Annotated in this window: 13 protein-coding genes; 4 read left to right on the top strand and 9 right to left on the bottom strand. The window is 71.2% G+C overall.

Annotation, left to right across the window (positions count from 1 at the left end):
• On the bottom strand, positions 1-918 hold the full coding sequence (locus tag ACFWPQ_RS11890; protein WP_384032418.1) for a DUF4097 domain-containing protein: 918 nt from the start codon (positions 916-918) through the stop codon (positions 1-3).
• Positions 919-1,131: 213 nt separating this feature from the next.
• Here ACFWPQ_RS11890 and ACFWPQ_RS11885 point away from each other — a divergent pair, with 213 nt between their 5' ends.
• Complete coding sequence (locus ACFWPQ_RS11885) at positions 1,132-1,926, top strand: hypothetical protein (RefSeq protein WP_384032416.1); 795 nt, start codon at positions 1,132-1,134, stop codon at positions 1,924-1,926.
• A gap of 102 nt (positions 1,927-2,028) precedes the next feature.
• Here the strand turns inward: ACFWPQ_RS11885 and ACFWPQ_RS11880 are convergent, their stop codons facing one another.
• From ACFWPQ_RS11880 to ACFWPQ_RS11860, 5 genes are all read right to left on the bottom strand, one after another.
• A complete protein-coding gene (locus ACFWPQ_RS11880; protein ID WP_023586593.1) occupies positions 2,029-2,208 on the bottom strand; it encodes a DUF6104 family protein in 180 nt (59 codons plus the stop codon).
• Between the two features lie 122 nt (positions 2,209-2,330).
• Entirely contained in the window at positions 2,331-6,158 is a 3,828-nt protein-coding gene (locus ACFWPQ_RS11875; RefSeq protein WP_384032414.1) for a multifunctional oxoglutarate decarboxylase/oxoglutarate dehydrogenase thiamine pyrophosphate-binding subunit/dihydrolipoyllysine-residue succinyltransferase subunit, read from the bottom strand.
• A 326-nt stretch (positions 6,159-6,484) separates the two neighbouring features.
• Positions 6,485-7,594, bottom strand: coding sequence for an ATP-binding protein (locus ACFWPQ_RS11870; protein ID WP_384032412.1), 1,110 nt, complete (start codon positions 7,592-7,594; stop codon positions 6,485-6,487).
• Entirely contained in the window at positions 7,591-8,331 is a 741-nt protein-coding gene (locus tag ACFWPQ_RS11865) for a response regulator transcription factor (RefSeq protein ID WP_089098810.1), read from the bottom strand. The genes ACFWPQ_RS11870 and ACFWPQ_RS11865 overlap by 4 nt, the downstream gene beginning before the upstream one ends.
• A gap of 110 nt (positions 8,332-8,441) precedes the next feature.
• A complete protein-coding gene (locus tag ACFWPQ_RS11860; RefSeq protein WP_384032410.1) occupies positions 8,442-9,158 on the bottom strand; it encodes a spermidine synthase in 717 nt (238 codons plus the stop codon).
• A 245-nt stretch (positions 9,159-9,403) separates the two neighbouring features.
• Here ACFWPQ_RS11860 and ACFWPQ_RS11855 point away from each other — a divergent pair, with 245 nt between their 5' ends.
• Positions 9,404-10,249 carry a rhomboid-like protein gene (locus tag ACFWPQ_RS11855; RefSeq protein ID WP_384032408.1) on the top strand — a complete coding sequence of 282 codons (846 nt, stop codon included), beginning with the start codon at positions 9,404-9,406 and terminating at the stop codon, positions 10,247-10,249.
• A 4-nt stretch (positions 10,250-10,253) separates the two neighbouring features.
• Here ACFWPQ_RS11855 and ACFWPQ_RS11850 read toward each other — a convergent pair whose 3' ends face one another.
• Together ACFWPQ_RS11850 and ACFWPQ_RS11845 are read right to left on the bottom strand one after the other, a co-directional pair.
• Positions 10,254-11,789 carry a sulfatase gene (locus ACFWPQ_RS11850; protein ID WP_384032406.1) on the bottom strand — a complete coding sequence of 512 codons (1,536 nt, stop codon included), beginning with the start codon at positions 11,787-11,789 and terminating at the stop codon, positions 10,254-10,256.
• Positions 11,790-12,182: 393 nt separating this feature from the next.
• Positions 12,183-12,986, bottom strand: coding sequence for a GNAT family N-acetyltransferase (locus ACFWPQ_RS11845; protein ID WP_384032404.1), 804 nt, complete (start codon positions 12,984-12,986; stop codon positions 12,183-12,185).
• A gap of 184 nt (positions 12,987-13,170) precedes the next feature.
• Between ACFWPQ_RS11845 and lon the strand changes: the two genes are divergently transcribed.
• Positions 13,171-15,591 (top strand): endopeptidase La, encoded by a 2,421-nt coding sequence (gene lon, locus ACFWPQ_RS11840; RefSeq protein ID WP_384032402.1) that lies wholly within the window; start codon positions 13,171-13,173, stop codon positions 15,589-15,591.
• A gap of 74 nt (positions 15,592-15,665) precedes the next feature.
• Here the strand turns inward: lon and ACFWPQ_RS11835 are convergent, their stop codons facing one another.
• Positions 15,666-16,481 (bottom strand): lysozyme, encoded by an 816-nt coding sequence (locus ACFWPQ_RS11835; RefSeq protein ID WP_384032400.1) that lies wholly within the window; start codon positions 16,479-16,481, stop codon positions 15,666-15,668.
• A 278-nt stretch (positions 16,482-16,759) separates the two neighbouring features.
• Between ACFWPQ_RS11835 and ACFWPQ_RS11830 the strand changes: the two genes are divergently transcribed.
• Positions 16,760-17,251, top strand: coding sequence for a MarR family winged helix-turn-helix transcriptional regulator (locus ACFWPQ_RS11830; protein ID WP_384032398.1), 492 nt, complete (start codon positions 16,760-16,762; stop codon positions 17,249-17,251).
• Positions 17,252-17,276: the final 25 nt, after the last annotated feature.

Here is a 17,276-nt window from a genome sequence, read left to right as displayed (position 1 = left end):
TCAGAGCACCTTCTTTTCGGTCGTGCCGCCGGTCGTGCCGCCGGTGGTGTCGTCTGCGGTGTCGCCGGTGGCGCCGTCCGCGATGACGTCCTCGACGTTCTCGTCCTCCTTGGGCGGGCGGCGCAGCAGGGCGATGGAGCCGGAGACCGTGGTGGCGCGGAGCTTGCCGGTGCCCGCGCCGAGGCGGCCGGTGATCTTGTGGGCGCCCCACTGGCCGTGCACCCGCAGCCCGTCGAAGGCGTTGGAGATCGTGCCGCTCGCGGTGTTGGCCTCGACCTCGGCGTCGGCCGGGTGCGGCAGCCGGATGGCGATCTCGCCGGAGACGCTGGTGAGCCGGACATCGGTCGGGCCCTCCGGGTCCAGGTCGATGATCATGGAGCCGCTGACCGAGTCGGCGCGCACGGCGGAGCCCGAGCCCTCGACGACGGTCAGGTCGCCGGAGACGGAGTTGAACCGCAGGTTGCCGGTGACGGCCTGGGCCTCCAGGTTCCCGGACACCGTGTCCGCGCGGACCTCGCCGGAGAGGCCGACCAGGGTGGTGTCGCCGGTGACGCCCTTGACCACCGAGGTGGCGGTGATGCCGGAGACCACGGCCGCCGCGCCGACCACGCCCACCTCCACCCGGGTGTCCGCCGGGACGGCGAGGGAGACCACCGCGCTGCGCCGCCAGCCCTTGCGGTCGAGCCACTTGAGGAAGCCCTTCCAGGGAAGGTCCTCGTAGGCCACCGTGAGGGTGCCGCCCTCCTGCGTGACGATCAGGGGTGGGCCCTCGATCTCGGAGACCTCCAGGCGGGTGGAACCCTCGTCGGTGCCCACGACGTTGACTGTTCCGTTGACGATGCGGACGTGCAGGTCGCTCACGGGGGCGTCGAAGTCGAGCTTCCTGGGCTCGGCGACGGACCACTCGGACTTGGACATGGTGCGGACCTCCTCGGGCCGGACACGGCGGCTGGATGCGAACGCGATGGCCCGGCTCGCGCCATATCGCGTCTCCCGTGAAACACGATATATCGTGGCTGAGGGAAGTCAAGACACTCTTTCGCGTGACGGGTCGGGCTCGAACTTGACCTCACGGGGGTCGGTGAAGCCCTATATCGGGCGATAACCGGGTGAATTGCTTAGCGTGTGTTCATGCCGACGGACGAATCGAAGGCCGTCTCCCGGCCTGCCTCCGCCCCCTCCTCCGGCGCCCTGCTGCTCTGCCGGGCCGCTCTCGACGCCGTCACCCCGCTCGCTGCTCTGCTGCGGCAACGGATGCTGCTGACCGAGGCCGGCGAGTGGAGCCTGCTCGTCCCCGAGGGCACGCCGTGGCTGCGCGCGGGCGAGCCCGTCGACCGCGTCCTGACCGGCTGGGCCACCGCACTCGCCGTGGGTTCCGCGTGGCCTGTGCTCGCGCTGTGGTGGGACGCCGACCGCGCCGGCTTCACCCTCGCCGCCGGATTCCGCCGCCCGGTCGGCTACGTGTGGCTCGCCGACGGCACGCCGGCCGGGGAGACCGAGGCGATGCACACGTTCGCGGCGCGTCTGGGGCTGGACCCGGTGCTGGACATGCAGTACCTCGACCGGCTGACCACGCCGGATCCGGCGGCCGACGCGGGCGCGCGGCTGCGAGGGCTGACCGCTGTCCTCACGCGCGCGGGGGTGGCACTGCCCGAGGACCTCGCGCCCGGCGAACCGGGCCAACGCCTCTGCGAGGTGGTCGGCGCGGGGGCCTGCGTACGGCATGTCGAAGGCGTCGCGGGCAGCGGGGCGGAGGGAGGGCTGCCGAGGGCCCATCGGCTGGCTCTGGCCGAGGTGGCGGTGGGGCTGCCGGCCGCCGCGTGGGGGATGCGGCGGCGCAGCGTGGGGTGGGCCGCCGTGGGAGCGCTGCTGACGGTGCACGGGGCGCTGGAGCTGTCGTACGAGACGGTGTTTCCGCGGGACTGAGCGACGGCCGGCCTGCACTTCGGCTGCGGGCCGGTGGGGGCTGGTCGCGCAGTTCCTCCCCCAGCCGAAGGCTGGGGTACCCCCAGCGCCCCTACGGGGCGCCTACTCCTCGTCCTCGTCGTCCAGGCGGGCCAGCCACGTCGCCAGGCGCTCCACCGGGACCTCGAAGTCGGGGTTCAGGTCGACGAAGGTGCGGAGCTGTTCCGCGAGCCACTCGAAGGTGACCTCTTCCTCGCCGCGCCGCTTCTCCAGTTCCTCGATGCCCCGGTCGGTGAAGTACATGGGTTGCTCTCCTGCTGCCTGCATGTGTGGGTGCCCGGTGGTGGACGTCTACCAGCCTAGGCGGACGCCGAAGGGCCCGGCTCCCGCGACGGGAACCGGGCCCTTCGGCATGCCGGTGAGGCCTATGCGTCGAAGACCTCGCGCACCAGCTGCTCCTGCTCCGCCTGGTGGCGCTTCGCCGAACCCACCGCCGGGGACGACGAGTGCGGGCGCGAGATGCGGCGCAGGCGCTCGCCGGCCGGGACGTCCGCGCCGACCGCCAGGTCCAGGTGGTCGATCAGGTTGAGCGCGATGAACGGCCAGGCACCCTGGTTCGCCGGCTCCTCCTGGGTCCACAGGTACTTCTCGGCGTTCGGGTACTTGTTGACCTCGGCCTGGAGCTCCGCACCCGGCAGCGGGTACAGGCGCTCGAGGCGGATGATCGCGGTGTCCGTGACGCCGCGCTTCTGCCGCTCGGCCTCCAGGTCGTAGTAGACCTTGCCGGTGCAGAAGACGACCTTGCGGACCGCGTTCGGGTCGACCGAGGAGTCGCCGATGACCGGACGGAACTGGCCGCTCGTGAACTCCTCCGCCTTGGACGCCGCCGCCTTCAGACGCAGCATCGACTTCGGGGTGAAGACGACCAGCGGCTTGTGGTGCGGGTTGTGCACCTGCCACCGCAGGAGGTGGAAGTAGTTCGACGGGAGCGTCGGCATCGCGACCGTCATGTTGTTCTGGGCGCAGAGCTGCAGGAAGCGCTCGATACGGGCCGAGGAGTGGTCCGGGCCCTGGCCCTCGTAGCCGTGCGGGAGGAGCAGGGTGACGCCGGACGTCTGGCCCCACTTCTGCTCGGCCGCCGAGATGTACTCGTCGACGATCGACTGGGCGCCGTTGGTGAAGTCACCGAACTGCGCCTCCCACATCACCAGCGCGTCCGGACGGGCGAGCGAGTAGCCGTACTCGAAGCCCATCACCGCGTACTCGGAGAGCAGCGAGTTGTAGACGTTGTAGCGGGCCTGGTCCTCGGACAGGTAGAGGAGCGGGGTGTAGTCCGCGCCCGTCTCCCGGTCGATCAGGACGGCGTGCCGCTGGCCGAAGGTGCCGCGCTGGGAGTCCTGGCCGGAGAGGCGCACCGGGGTGCCCTCCATCAGCAGCGAGCCGATGGCGAGGGTCTCGCCCATGCCCCAGTCGATCGTGCCGTCCTCGATCATCGCCGCCCGGCGCTGCAGCTGCGGGAGCAGCCGCGGGTGGACGGTGAAGTAGTCCGGGATGTTGACCTGGGACTCGGCGATGCGCTTGACGGCCTCCGTGGAGATCGCCGTCGGGACCGCGACCGGGAAGCCGTCCTGCGGCTCGTGGGCGGGCGCGGCGGCCGGCTGCGCGGTGGCCTCGCGGACCTCGGTGAAGACCTTCTCCAGCTGGCCCTGGTAGTCCTGCAGGGCCTGCTCGGCCTCTTCCAGGGTGATGTCGCCGCGACCGATCAGGGACTCGGTGTAGAGCTTGCGCACCGAGCGCTTCTTGTCGATCAGGTCGTACATCAGCGGCTGGGTGAAGGCCGGGTTGTCCGACTCGTTGTGACCGCGGCGGCGGTAGCAGATGAGGTCGATCACCACGTCCTTGTTGAACGCCTGGCGGAACTCGAAGGCCAGGCGGGCCACGCGGACCACGGCCTCCGGGTCGTCGCCGTTCACGTGGAAGATCGGGGCCTCGATCATGCGGGCCACGTCCGTCGCGTACATCGAGGAACGCGAGGACTCCGGGGCGGCCGTGAAGCCGACCTGGTTGTTGATGACGATGTGGACCGTGCCGCCGGTGCGGTAGCCGCGCAGCTGCGACATGTTCAGGGTCTCGGCCACCACGCCCTGGCCCGCGAAGGCCGCGTCGCCGTGCAGGGCGACGGGCAGGACCGTGAAGTCCGTGCCGCCCTTGTTGATGATGTCCTGCTTGGCGCGGGCGATGCCCTCGATGACCGGGTCGACCGTCTCCAGGTGGGACGGGTTGGCGGCCAGCGAGACCTTGATCTGCTCGCCGTCCAGGCCGGTGAAGGTGCCCTCGGCGCCCAGGTGGTACTTCACGTCACCGGAGCCGTGCATCGACTTCGGGTCGAGGTTGCCCTCGAACTCGCGGAAGATCTGCGCGTACGACTTGCCGACGATGTTCGCGAGGACGTTCAGGCGGCCGCGGTGGGCCATGCCGATGACGACCTCGTCGAGACGCGACTCGGCGGCCGAGTCCAGGACGGCGTCCAGGAGCGGGATGACGGACTCGCCGCCCTCCAGGGAGAAGCGCTTCTGGCCGACGTACTTCGTCTGCAGGAAGGTCTCGAAGGCCTCCGCCGCGTTCAGCCGGCGCAGGATCCGCAGCTGCTCCTCGCGCTCCATCTTGGAGTGCGGGCGCTCCACGCGGTCCTGGATCCACTTGCGCTGCTTCGGGTCCTGGATGTGCATGAACTCGATGCCGGTGGTGCGGCAGTACGAGTCGCGCAGCACACCGAGGATGTCGCGCAGCTTCATCATCGACTTGCCGGCGAAGCCGCCGACCGCGAAGTCGCGCTCCAGGTCCCACAGGGTGAGGCCGTGCTCGGTGATGTCCAGGTCGGGGTGCTTGCGCTGCTTGTACTCCAGCGGGTCGGTGTCGGCCATGACGTGGCCGCGGACCCGGTAGGAGTGGATCAGCTCGAAGACGCGGGCGGCCTTCGTGACGTCGTCGTCGTGCGAGGCGTCGATGTCCCGGAGCCAGCGGACCGGCTCGTAGGGGATGCGCAGGGCCTCGAAGATGTCGTCGTAGAAGCCGTTCTCGCCGAGGAGCAGGTTGGCGACCTGGCGCAGGAACTCGCCGGAGGCGGCGCCCTGGATGACCCGGTGGTCGTAGGTCGACGTGAGCGTCATGACCTTCGAGATGCCGAGCTTGTTCAGGGTGTCCTGGCTGGTGCCCTGGAACTCCGCCGGGTAGTCCATGGAGCCGACGCCCATGATGACCGACTGGCCGGGCATCAGGCGCGGGACCGAGTGGACGGTGCCGAGGCCGCCGGGGTTGGTCAGGGAGACCGTGACACCGGTGAAGTCGTCCATCGTCAGCTTGTTGTCGCGGGCGCGACGGACGATGTCCTCGTAGGCCTGCCAGAACTCGAAGAAGTTCAGCGTCTCGGCCTTCTTGATGCCGGCCACGACGAGCTGGCGGTCGCCGTTGGGCTTCACCAGGTCGATGGCCAGGCCGAAGTTCACGTGCGGCGGCTTGACCAGGGTCGGCTTGCCGTCCTTCTCCGCGAACGAGTAGTTCATCGACGGCATGGCCTTGAGGGCCTGCACCATCGCGAAGCCGATCAGGTGCGTGAAGGAGATCTTCCCGCCCCGGGCGCGCTTGAGGTGGTTGTTGATGACGATGCGGTTGTCGAACAGCAGCTTCACCGGGACCGCGCGCACCGAGGTGGCGGTCGGCACGTCCAGCGAGGCGCTCATGTTCTTCGCGACGGCGGCGGCGGGACCACGCAGGGTGACCAGATCGGGACCCTCGGGCGCAGCGGCGGCGGGCGCGGCCTTCGCGGCGGCCGGTGCCGGCTTCGCGGCGGCCGGAGCCGGAGCGGCAGCGGCGGGCTTCGCGGGCGCCGGAGCGGGCGCTGCGGCCTGGGGAGCGGCAGGCGCGACCGGGGCGGGCGCTGCGGGCGCCTGGGCGGCGGGAGCGGCCGCTGCGGGCGCCGGAGCCGCCGGCTGGGCCGGCGCGGGTGTCGTGGAGATGGTGCCCGCGGCCCCCGCGGCCGCGGTACCCGCCGGAGCCGAGGCGGCGGGCGCCCCGGGCTTGTAGTCGGCGAAGAAGTCCCACCAGGCTCGGTCTACCGAATTCGGGTCCTGGAGGTACTGCTGATAGATCTCGTCGACGAGCCACTCGTTCGGTCCGAACGCGGCTGCGGGGTTCTTGCCCGCTTGGTCTGCGTCGGTCGAGATGCTCGAGTTACTGGGGGACTGTGGCGACACGGCGGCAACCGCCCTCTTCCGCTTCACAAGGTTATGGACAGCGGGAATAAAGGCTACGCCTCCAAGACCGCGAAGGTCAGGTCGGGCCGGTTCATCGTCGCGTAAGTCACATCGAAAACTGTGTTTCGGGGCTTGATATGGCGGGAAACAAACGCGGTTGCGCTGTGAGAGGACGGAACCGGGCATGGCTCGGCGGCGCCGGTGATCACCTCGCTCCGGCACCCGGCCCGACATGCGCGGGCGCCACACCTGATCACACGTGTCCGGCTGTGCGGACGGCCGTGCCGACCACAGGTGGATCTTGAGGCTCCGGATCGAACTTTACGTCAACTTGGCACGGATGAAAGCCCCGGGAGAGTGACGATAATCCTGCAGCCCCGCTCGGATTCGGCCACGCCGATCCGGCCGCCGTGCAGATCCACCGCCCACCGGGCGATCGCCAGCCCCAGCCCCGTGCCGCCGTCGCTGCCCGGACCGTGCGGCCGCCGTACGGAGCCGCGGTTGAAGCGCTCGAAGACGCGGTGCCACTCCGAGCGCGGAATGCCGGGCCCCTCGTCCAGGATCTCCAGCTCCAGCGACTCCGGCTGTGGCCCGCGCCGCGCCTTCACGGTCACCCGGCCGTGCGCCGGGCTGTGCTTGACCGCGTTGTCGATGAGGTTCGCCACGACCTGGTGGATGCGCTCCGGGTCGGCGTGCGCGGTCAGCTCGGGCGGCGAGACGTCGAGGTGCAGATGGACGTCGGTACGGGTGTGGTTCCCGGAGCCCGAGGCCATGCTCCCGCGCGCCCCGGCGACCATGTTGGCCTCCTTCAGCACGCCGGAGAGGTACGGCCACACCTCGAAACGGCGCTGGCGCAGCGGTACGACCCCGTTGTCCAGCCGGGACAGGTCGAGAAGGGTCTCGACCAGGCGCCCGAGGCGCTCGGTCTGCTTCAGGGCCGTGCGCATCGTCTCGGTGTCCGGCTCGGCGATGCCGTCGACGACGTTCTCCAGGACGGCCCGCAGCCCCGCGATGGGCGTGCGCAGCTCGTGCGAGACGTTCGCGACCAGCTCCTTGCGCTGGCGGTCCTGGGCCTCCAGCTCGTCGGCCATGACGTTGATCGTCTCGGCCAGGTCGCCCAGCTCGTCCCGGCGGTTCTCCCGCACCCGGCGCGTGTAGTCGCCCTGCGATATCGACCGGGCCACCGCGTTCATGTCGTCCAGCGGCGCGGTGAGCGAATGGGCCACGAACTGCGTTATCAGCAGTGTGGCGATCATCGAGAAGACCGTGATGAAGCGCAGCTCCGTCTTGGTGTGCACCGCGACGATCGACAGACCGGTCGTGATCAGCACCGAGACGACGACGAGCGCGCCCAGCTTGGTCTTGATCGAGAACGGGCGTACGGCGCCCCAGGGCTCCTCCCCGGGGCCTCTCGGTCCGGCCGGCCCCCCGCTCATGGCGTCGGCGTCTCCAGGGCGTAGCCCACACCGTGCACGGTGCGGATCCGCTCGGCGCCGATCTTCCGGCGCAGCGCCTTGATGTGGCTGTCGACCGTGCGGGTGCCGGAGGCGTCCGCCCAGTCCCACACCTCGGCGAGCAGCTGCTCACGGGAGAGCACCGCGCGCGGGGTGTTCGCCAGGCACACCAGGAGGTCGAACTCGGTGGGGGTGAGGTGGACGTCCTCGCTGCGCACCCGGACCCGGCGCTGTGCGTGGTCGATCTCCAGCTCGCCGAGGCGCAGGATGCCGGAGCGGGGCGTGGAGGCCGCGATGGCCGCCCGCTCCACCCGCCGCAGCAGCACGTGCACGCGTGCCGCCAGCTCCCGCATGGAGAACGGCTTGGTCATGTAGTCGTCGGCGCCGACCCCGAGGCCGACCAGCATGTCGGTCTCGTCGTCCCGCGCGGTGAGCATCAGCACCGGCACCGGACGGGCGGCCTGCACGCGCCGGCAGACCTCCAGACCGTCGAAGCCCGGCAGCATGATGTCGAGGATCAGCAGGTCGGGCTGCCAGGCCTCGGCGGTGTCGACGGCCGCCGGACCGTCGCCCGCTGTTTGCACGAGGAACCCCTCGGCGCGCAGGCGGGCCGCGATGGCGTCGACGATCGTGGGGTCGTCCTCGACGACCAGAACCCGGCGCTGGGCGCCCGGAGTGGCCGTCGCCGTGCCGTTGTGCGAGGTGTGTGTCTGCTCCATCGCCCGCCCCTGTGTGCTTTCCGGAACCAGTGGGGTGATCCCATGACTGCGATTGACGCTTGAATGATCCGCGTCAGGGATGCACATTACGGTGACAGGAGGCGCACTCGCTATCCAGGGCGGACGGCAAGGTGAACGACGTCCGGAACGCCCCGGGCAACCGGGATCTCTTCGGTACGCACCCGTTGGAACCCGGCATTCCGCAAGGATCCCTCGAATTCCGCAGAGGGCTGCGCCGACCATACCGCCAGTACCCCGCCCGGCCTCAACACCCTTGCGCAGCCTGCGAGTCCGGCCGGTGAGTAGAGCCCCTGGTTGCCCTCGTCGACGGTCCAGCCGGGGCCGTTGTCGATGTCCAGGCACAGTGCGTCGAACGTGTCCGATGTCTCATTGACGTAAGTAACCAGATCGTTCTGGACGATCGTTGTCCGCGGATCGTCGAACGCACGGGCGGAGAGCGGAGAGAGCGGGCCGTCCCGGTGCCAGCCGACGATCGCGGGCTCCCGTTCCACGACGGTGATCCGTCCCCAGCGGGGGTCCTGTGCGGCATGGGCGAGCGAGAACCCGACGCCCAGCCCGCCGATCAGCACTGCCGGTTCGCTCCGCCCGTCCAGCGCCTGGCGGGCGGCGTCCACGAGCAACCGCTCCGAGCGGCCGTCGGAGGTGTCCATCAGGAAGCAGCCGTTGGCGATGATCTGCAGGAGCTCCCCGTGTCTGCGCAGCACCACCTCGCCGTACGGCCCCTCGCGCCGGTCCAGGACGACGGGAGAACCAGGAGGGCCGACATGCGCGGAGGTTGCGGAGGCTGAGCTGGTCATGGCGGCCATCCTGCCCCAACAGGGCTTTGCGGCCACGCGAATTACGGGTGGCGGGCAGCCGCACGGGTGTCACCCGTTCGAGGGGACGCCCGGCGCTTCGCGCCCAAGGGTGACCGGATGCGGCTCGTATGGTTCCTCCTGACCCCTCTTGGTTCTTCAGAAAATCCTGTGAATCGTCCCCCGGGTGGCCTCGGTCATAGACAGCGCCTCCTGGCACGGCGAAGGGTGGGGTGAAACGGAAGGAGCGCCTCACCGTGGAACGGACCGCGAGGGCCGCATCGACGCCCACGCCCGAGCCCCTTCCCGCCGGGGACGTCGCCGCCCTCCTCGACGGCGTGCCCCGTCAGCGAGGCCCGGTCGCGGCCACCGCCCAGGCAACCCCCCGCCCCGCCCTCCCGTCGTACGCCTGGCGCCCGACCGCCCGGCGTCTGCTGCCCTGGCGGCTGCTCCCCACTCCCACCGGCACCCCGGTCACCTTCACCTACACGGCGCTCCTGGCCCTCACCTCGCTCTTCGCGAGCTACGCGAGTCCCGGCCTGCTGCACGCGCTCTACCAGGACTCCAGCACCGATGTCGCGCACCTGCTGCGCACTCCTGTCTTCGTCCTGCTGGCCAGCGCGCTGTGGATCGCGGGCGGGCTGCTGTCGCCGTTCGCCCTGGCCTTCGTGCTCGTCCTGACCGCGCTGGAGCGGCGGATAGGGGGTGCCCGCGCGATCCTCGTCTTCCTGACGGGCCATGTCCTCGCGACGCTCGCGACCGAGGTCCCGGTCGGCCTCGCGGTCCTGGCCGGCCACCTCCCCGACACCTCCCTGCACCGCCTCGACTACGGCATCAGCTTCGGCGTGGCCGCCAGCATCGGTGCGCTCTCCGGCCTCCTCGCCCCCTGGCTGCGCTGGCCGCTGCTCGCCCTGGTCGGCTACAGCCTCGTCACCGACCTCATCGCCTTCCAGGACCCGATGACCGACTGGGGCCACGTGATCGCGCTGGCCATCGGGACAACGCTGTGGCCGGTGGTACGACGCTGGCGGCAGGAGCGGGCCCAGGACCCGGCCGTCCCCGGCGCCGCCCCCGCCCCCGTCCCCGTCGCCGTCGTCGGCTGAGCCCTCAGGCGCGCCGCGCCGCCGCCAGGCCCTTCGCCGACTCCGGGATGCCGAGGGCCGCTTCCTGTTCGGCCGTGGCGCCGTGCAGGCGGTTGGTGAGCTGGTACGGGTCGGCGGCCAGGTCGTAGAACTCGCGGAAGAGGACCGCGCCGTCGCCCTGCGTGGGCCGGCCCTGCCCGTCGAGGCGGGTGCGGTAGTACTCCGTGTACTGCGTGGACCTGCCGACATGGGTGGCCCAGGTGTGGATCGGCTCCTTGTCCTGCCGGTTCCACCACCATTCGGCGAGGAGGAGGTCGCGGTCGTTGCGGGCGTCGAGGAGCGAGTGGCCGTCGTGAGAGGTGTCCGGGGTGATGCCGGCCGCGTCCAGGAAGGTCGGGGCGATGTCGACATGCCCGGTGAGCCGGTCGTCGACGGTGCCCCTGCCCAGGCCGTGCGCCGGCCAGGACAGCCAGAACGGCACCTCCAGGCTCGGCCGGTACGGCACCGACTTGCGCAGCCAGCCGTGGTCCGCCCAGCACAGCCCGTGGTCGCTGGTGTACAGCACGAGCGTGTTCTCCAGCTGGCCCAGCGCGCGCAGCTTGTCCTGGAAGTCCCGCATCGCGTCGTCCACCGACAGCAGGGTGCGCAACTGGCGCCTGCGCAGCGCCTTTCCCTGGTCGTAGGTGTGCTGCGCGGTGCGCAGGAACGGCGGCTTGTCGCTCTTGTCGCCCTCGTACACGGAGGGCCGGCCCGGCCACTCCGGCACGCGCGCGTGCGCGTACTTCCGCTCCGGGATGTTGAGTTCGTGCGCGCTGCGGGTGGCGACGTACGCGAACCAGGGCCGGGTGTCGGTCCGGGACCTGTCGATGAAGGCGAGGGCGCGGTCCCGGATGACGGTGGTGTTGTAGCCGGGGATGTTCCGGACGGTGCCGTTGTCGTTGTAGTGGCCGTCGTAGTAGGCCACGGGCTCCTGCAGCAGCCACTCGTCGAAGTGCGGCGGGTTGTCGCCGGTGTGCCAGTAGTTGAGGTACTTGCCGAACAGGCCGGTGCGGTAGCCGGCCTCGTGCAACTGGCGCTGCACGGTGGTGTGCTGGTCGAGGTGGTACGGGTGGCGGGTGTCGAGGACACCGTGGTGGTGCGCGTACCGCCCGGACATGATCGAGGCCCGCGAGGGCGCGCAGAGCGGGGTGTTGGCATGCGCCCGCGTGAAGGTCACGCCCTGCCCGCCCAGCCAGTCGGCGGTACGGCGGATCGCCCAGTCCGTCTCCTTCGGCTGGTCGTCGGTGAGGACCAGGAGGATGTTCGGGCGCGGGTCGGTGCGGGGGAGGGGGGAGACCGTCGAGGTCGGCGAGGCCGGGGCCGCCGGGGCCGCCGGGGCCGCCGGAGGGCGGCTCGCGACCGGTGCCGCGGGGGCGGTGCGGGCGGGGGTGGGGGAGCCGGTGCCGTCGTCGTCGATGGCCCGCAGGGTCAACGGGACGGTGGCGCCGGCCGCGACGACGGCGGCACCGGTGAGCACGGCACGCCGTGCCGGCCGCCTGGGCGCCGGCTGCTTCTCGACCATGTGTCCCCCGAGCCCCGTTGTGTGCCGCCGCCGTTCACTGTGAATCTGCTGGCAGTTTCGGCTTCTTTCCTGTGAGTTGCGTTGCGGTGGTGTAGCGGTGGCCTTGCGGAGTCATGGCAGTGCCCCTCTTCTTCCGCCGCAACGGTGCCCAGCGCCGACGGCGTTGTCCGGCGGTGCCTGCCTGCCGGGGCCACTCGCCGTAGTGGGTGCCGGGCGGTTGCCGGGTGCGGCATCGTCGTGGCTGGTCGCGCAGTTCCCCGCGCCCCTTTGGGGCGCGTTTCAGTGGGGCGCGCTTCAGTGGTGGGGCGCGCTTCAGTGGTGGGGCGCGCTTCAGTGGTGGGGTGCGCTTCAGTGGGGTGCGCTTCAGTGGGGTGCGTTTGAGTGGGGCGGGCCTCAGGCGGCCGGGGTCCAGACGTACGGCGTTGTCGTCGTCATCGCCGTGAAGCCCAGGCGCTTCAGGATCGGGGTGCTGTCGTCGGAGGCCTCGACGAGGAGGTAGGGCGCGTTCCGGGCCGCCGCGCGGGATGCGCGGAGGGCCACCAGGGCGCGGTAGATGCCCTTGCCGCGCCACTCGGCCAGCGTGGAGCCGCCCAGCAGCATGGCGAAGTCCGTGCCGGGCCGGAAGGCGACCCAGGCCGCCGACACGACCTCGCCTGCCGCCTCGGCCACGAACACCTCGTTGTCGTCGGGCGCGACCGTGAGCCGGCCCCTGAGGTAGTCGGCGACCCACGCCATGTCCTCGCCCCAGACGGCGGTCTCCAGCCCGGCGATCCGCTCCAGGTCCGCGTCGGCGCTGACCCGGCGCAGGACCACCCCCGGAGGGAGCACCGGGGACTGTACGGCCAGGTCCGCGACCAGGGCGGCCACGACCGTCTCCTGCGGCTCGGGCACGAAGCCCGCCGCCCGCAGCCGGTCGGGGAGGTCCGCCGGGTCGTCGTGCCCGCGCGTCTTCCACTCCACCGCCTCGCCGCGCGCCGCGAAGAAGTCCCGCTGCCGGGCGATCAGCGCGTCCAACTCGGGGCCGCGCACCCCGCCCCAGTCGCGCGGCCCGGTCACGAAGCCGCGGTGCTGGCCGACGACGCGCAGGACGGGGCCGTCGTGCTCGTAGGTGATGCCGGGCGCGGGGACGGGCTGGACGGCGCGCATCTGCCCGTCGTAGGCGGCGAGCAGGGCCGCGGTGGTGTCGGTGTCGGTCACCGGCCGACCGTACGGGGAATGCGCCCGTGCCGATCAACTGTTTTTCGCGGTGTAGGCATCCGCCGTATCTCCCGTACGGCCAGGTCGGCAGCCGATCGCTGACAGCGAACGCACGCTTGGGAACATTCGGTGGCTCACATGCATTGAGTCGGCATAACTCAAGTTGACTGCCGAAGGGGAGATCATGGCTTCGACGTCCGCATCACTCACCCTCCCTGTGCTGCCTCTCGACGGCGAGGTCGTGCTGCCCGGGATGGTGGTCCCGCTGGACCTGAAGGACGCTGATGTACGCGCCGCCGTGGAGGCAGCGCAGGCCGCCGCCCGCACCGAGCCCGGCAAGCCCAGGGTGCTGCTGGTGCCGCGTGTCGACGGGACCTACCCGGGCACCGGTGTGCTCGGGACCATCGAGCAGGTCGGCCGCCTCGCCGACGGCGACCCGGGCGCGCTGATCCGCGGCCGCTACCGGGTACGCATCGGCGCCGGTACGACCGGCCCGGGTGCCGCCCTGTGGGTGGAGGGCACCCGTATCGACGAGAACGTCCCGGACCCGGTGCCCGGTCATGTCACCGAACTGGTCAAGGAGTACAAGGCCCTCGCCACCGCCTGGCTGCGCAAGCGCGGCGCCTGGCAGGTCGTGGACCGGGTGCAGGCCATCGACGACGTGTCCCAGCTCGCCGACAACTCCGGCTACTCGCCCTTCCTGACCACCGAACAGAAGATCGAGCTGCTGGAGACCGTCGACGCGGTCGCCCGGCTCAAGCTCGCCACCCAGCAGCTCCGCGACCACCTCGCCGAGCAGGACGTGGCCGAGACCATCGCCAAGGACGTCCAGGAGGGCGTCGACAAGCAGCAGCGTGAGTTCCTGCTCCGCCGCCAGCTGGAGGCGGTCCGCAAGGAGCTGCGCGAGCTGAACGGCGACGCCGCGAAGGACGGCGAGGAGTCCGACGACTACCGCGCCCGCGTGGAGGCCGCCGACCTGCCCGAGAAGGTCCGGGAGGCCGCCCTCAAGGAGGTCGACAAGCTGGAGCGGTCCAGCGACCAGTCGCCCGAGGGCTCGTGGATCCGCACCTGGCTGGACACGGTGCTGGAACTGCCGTGGAACGAGCGGACGGAGGACGCGTACGACATCCAGGGCGCCAAGGCGATCCTGGACGCCGAGCACGCCGGCCTGGAGGACGTGAAGGAGCGGATCACCGAGTACCTGGCGGTGCGCAAGCGCCGTAACGACCGGGGGCTCGGAGTCATCGGCGGGCGCCGTGGCGGTGCCGTGCTGGCCCTCGTCGGCCCGCCCGGTGTCGGCAAGACCTCGCTCGGCGAGTCGGTCGCGCACGCGATGGGCCGCAAGTTCGTCCGGGTCGCCCTCGGCGGCGTCCGCGACGAGGCCGAGATCCGCGGTCACCGCCGTACGTACGTCGGCGCGCTGCCCGGCCGGATCGTGCGGGCCATCAAGGAGGCCGGTTCGATGAACCCGGTCGTCCTGCTCGACGAGATCGACAAGGTGGGCTCCGACTTCCGCGGCGACCCGGCCGCGGCCCTGCTCGAAGTCCTGGACCCGGCGCAGAACCACACCTTCCGCGACCACTACCTGGAAGTCGAACTCGACCTGTCCGACGTCGTCTTCCTCGCCACCGCCAACGTCCTGGAGGCGATCCCGGAGGCCCTGCTCGACCGTATGGAGCTGGTCCGCCTGGACGGCTACACCGAGGACGAGAAGGTCGTCATCGCCCGTGACCACCTGCTCCCGCGCCAGCTGGACCGGGCCGGTCTCGGCAAGGACGAGGTGACCCTCGACGAGAGCGCGCTGCGCAAGCTCGCCGGCGAGTACACGCGCGAGGCGGGCGTCCGCACCCTGGAGCGCTCGATCGCCCGGCTGCTCCGCAAGGTGGCCGCGCAGCACGAACTCGGCGACCGGGAGCTGCCGTTCACGATCACGGACGAGGACCTGCGGGCCCTGATCGGCCGGCCGCACCACGTGCCCGAGTCCGCGCAGGACCCGGCCGAGCGGCGCACGGCGGTCCCCGGAGTGGCGACCGGCCTCGCGGTCACCGGCGCCGGCGGCGACGTCCTCTTCGTCGAGGCGTCCCTCGCCGACCCGGAGACGGGTGCGGCGGGTCTGACCCTCACCGGTCAGCTGGGCGACGTGATGAAGGAGTCGGCGCAGATCGCCCTGTCCTTCCTCCGCTCGCACGGCGCCGAACTGGAACTCCCGGTCGGCGACCTGAAGGAGCGGGGCGTGCACATCCACTTCCCGGCGGGCGCGGTCCCGAAGGACGGCCCGAGCGCCGGCGTCACCATGACGACGGCCCTCGCGTCGCTGCTCTCCGGGCGGCTGGTCCGCACGGACGTGGCGATGACCGGCGAGGTCTCGCTGACCGGCCGGGTGCTGCCCATCGGCGGCGTGAAGCAGAAGCTGCTCGCCGCCCAGCGCGCCGGGGTGACGACCGTGATCATCCCCAAGCGCAACGAGGCCGACCTGGACGACGTCCCGGCCGAGGTGCTGGACAAGCTCGACGTCCACGCCGTGACCGACGTCCGGCAGGTCCTGGAACTGGCGCTCGCGCCCGCCGTGAACGGCGCGGCGCCGGAGGTTCCGGTAGCGGCGTGACGGACGCTGCCGGAAGCAGAGAAGGCCCGGGTCCCCGCGAGGGAACCCGGGCCTTCGCCCTGCGCGTCAGCCGGTCACCCGTTGGCGAGTGCCACCACTCGGTCGACGGCCCCGTTGAACTTGTCGTGGTCCCCGACCGTCGGTCCGGTCGAGGTGTACTGCCACATCGTGTACGTGGACCAGCCGGCCGGCAGCGTGCCCACGTCCGAGGCGTACCGGGCGACCCACAGCGGGTTGTTGGCGCCGAAGCCGCTGTAGTTGCCGGTGCAGTCCTTCCACCAGCTGGTCGCCGTGTAGATGACGGCGGCCCGGCCCGTCCGGGCCTTGTACCGGTTCAGGAAGTCGGTGATCCAGGTGACCATCCCGCTCGCGGATTTGCCGTAGCACGCTCCGCCGTACGGGTTCCACTCGATGTCGAGGACGCCGGGCAGGGTCCGGCCGTCCTGGGACCAGCCGCCGCCGTGGTCGACGAAGTAGTCGGCTTGGGTGGCGCCGCCCGTGGTGTCCGGGGTCGCGAAGTGGTACGCGCCGCGGGTCATGCCGACGTCGTAGGAGCCGTTGTACTGCTGGGCGAAGTAGGGGTTGGTGTAGTACGTGCCTTCCGTGGCCTTGGAGTACGCCCATCTGACCCCGCTGCTCAGCAGGGTCGGCCAGGCGACGTCGCCCTGGTAGCTGGCGACGTCGACACCCTCGGTCTGGGTGGCGAGGCCGGTCTTGGGCGTGCCGCTCTGGCCGTCGTGGGCCAGGACGCCGATGCCCATGTACGCCGAGCCGCGGACCGGGACCGCCGGGCCGGACGCCTCGGCGTGGGCGGGGATCGGGGAGAGCGCCGCGAACAGCAGCGTGAAGAGGGTGGTGAGGAGCGTGGGGGTGGGTCTGTGCACGGGCATGACGTGCCTCCGTGGGGTGAGGTGAAGATCCCAGATATGCCAGAGGCGGTCGGTCAACGCGGTGCGACACGACGCGGTGTCACACGGCGTGCCGCCATCTGCCAGCGTGGGCATGCCGTCGGTCTCCTGGGCGCAGACGCCACGCACGGGCCGGATCCCCGGGGAAGGGGGTCCGGAGGCTGCCGCTGGTCTGAGCCTGCGGAATACTTGGCGAGCTGCGGCGATGACGGGGATTGACGGAAACTTTCAGGACTGTGAAACCGATCAGGGGTGCTGACGTGCACGAGGACGAACAGGGCGACGGACAGCGCCCCGCCACCGGGCTGACGCCGAGTGGTGCGGACCAGGAGTTCCTGGCCCTGGAGCGCGAGTTGACGGTGCTGCTGCGCCGCGCCCGGGCCAGCCAGGGCGAGATGGCCCGGGAGGTCCACCCCGACCTGGAGTCCGCCGCGTACGGACTGCTCGTGCGGCTCGACGAGTGCGGCGGCCAGCGCGCCACCGAACTGGCCGGCTACATCGGCGTCGGCAAGGCCACCATGTCCCGCCAGCTGCGCGCCCTGGAGGAGCTCGGCCTGATCGCCCGGGAGCCCGACCCGGCCGACGGGCGGGCCTGGCTGGTCGCCCTCACCGACGAGGGCCGGCGCCGGGTCGGCACGGTCCGCGAGGCCCGCCGCGGCCGCTACGTCCGTCAGCTCGCCCACTGGGACCGCAGCGAGGTCGCGGAACTGGCCCGGCTGCTCCAGCAGTTGAACGGCGTCATGGAGAAGTAGCCGCCACGCCGTCGCCGGGAGCCGC

This window comes from Streptomyces sp. NPDC058464 (genome assembly GCF_042721035.1).
GTDB lineage: Bacteria > Actinomycetota > Actinomycetes > Streptomycetales > Streptomycetaceae > Streptomyces.
The sequence above is the reverse complement of the archived record's forward strand: the minus strand, read 5'-3'. Positions and strand labels throughout refer to the sequence as shown.

Coding starts and splice junctions, on each gene's coding strand:
- ACFWPQ_RS11835 (WP_384032400.1), bottom strand. CDS start 16,481: ATGCCCGTGCACAGACCCACCCCCACGCTCCTCACCACCCTCTTCACG.
- ACFWPQ_RS11850 (WP_384032406.1), bottom strand. CDS start 11,789: ATGGTCGAGAAGCAGCCGGCGCCCAGGCGGCCGGCACGGCGTGCCGTG.
- ACFWPQ_RS11890 (WP_384032418.1), bottom strand. CDS start 918: ATGTCCAAGTCCGAGTGGTCCGTCGCCGAGCCCAGGAAGCTCGACTTC.
- ACFWPQ_RS11865 (WP_089098810.1), bottom strand. CDS start 8,331: ATGGAGCAGACACACACCTCGCACAACGGCACGGCGACGGCCACTCCG.
- ACFWPQ_RS11880 (WP_023586593.1), bottom strand. CDS start 2,208: ATGTACTTCACCGACCGGGGCATCGAGGAACTGGAGAAGCGGCGCGGC.
- ACFWPQ_RS11870 (WP_384032412.1), bottom strand. CDS start 7,594: ATGAGCGGGGGGCCGGCCGGACCGAGAGGCCCCGGGGAGGAGCCCTGG.
- lon (WP_384032402.1), top strand. CDS start 13,171: ATGGCTTCGACGTCCGCATCACTCACCCTCCCTGTGCTGCCTCTCGAC.
- ACFWPQ_RS11860 (WP_384032410.1), bottom strand. CDS start 9,158: ATGGCCGCCATGACCAGCTCAGCCTCCGCAACCTCCGCGCATGTCGGC.
- ACFWPQ_RS11885 (WP_384032416.1), top strand. CDS start 1,132: ATGCCGACGGACGAATCGAAGGCCGTCTCCCGGCCTGCCTCCGCCCCC.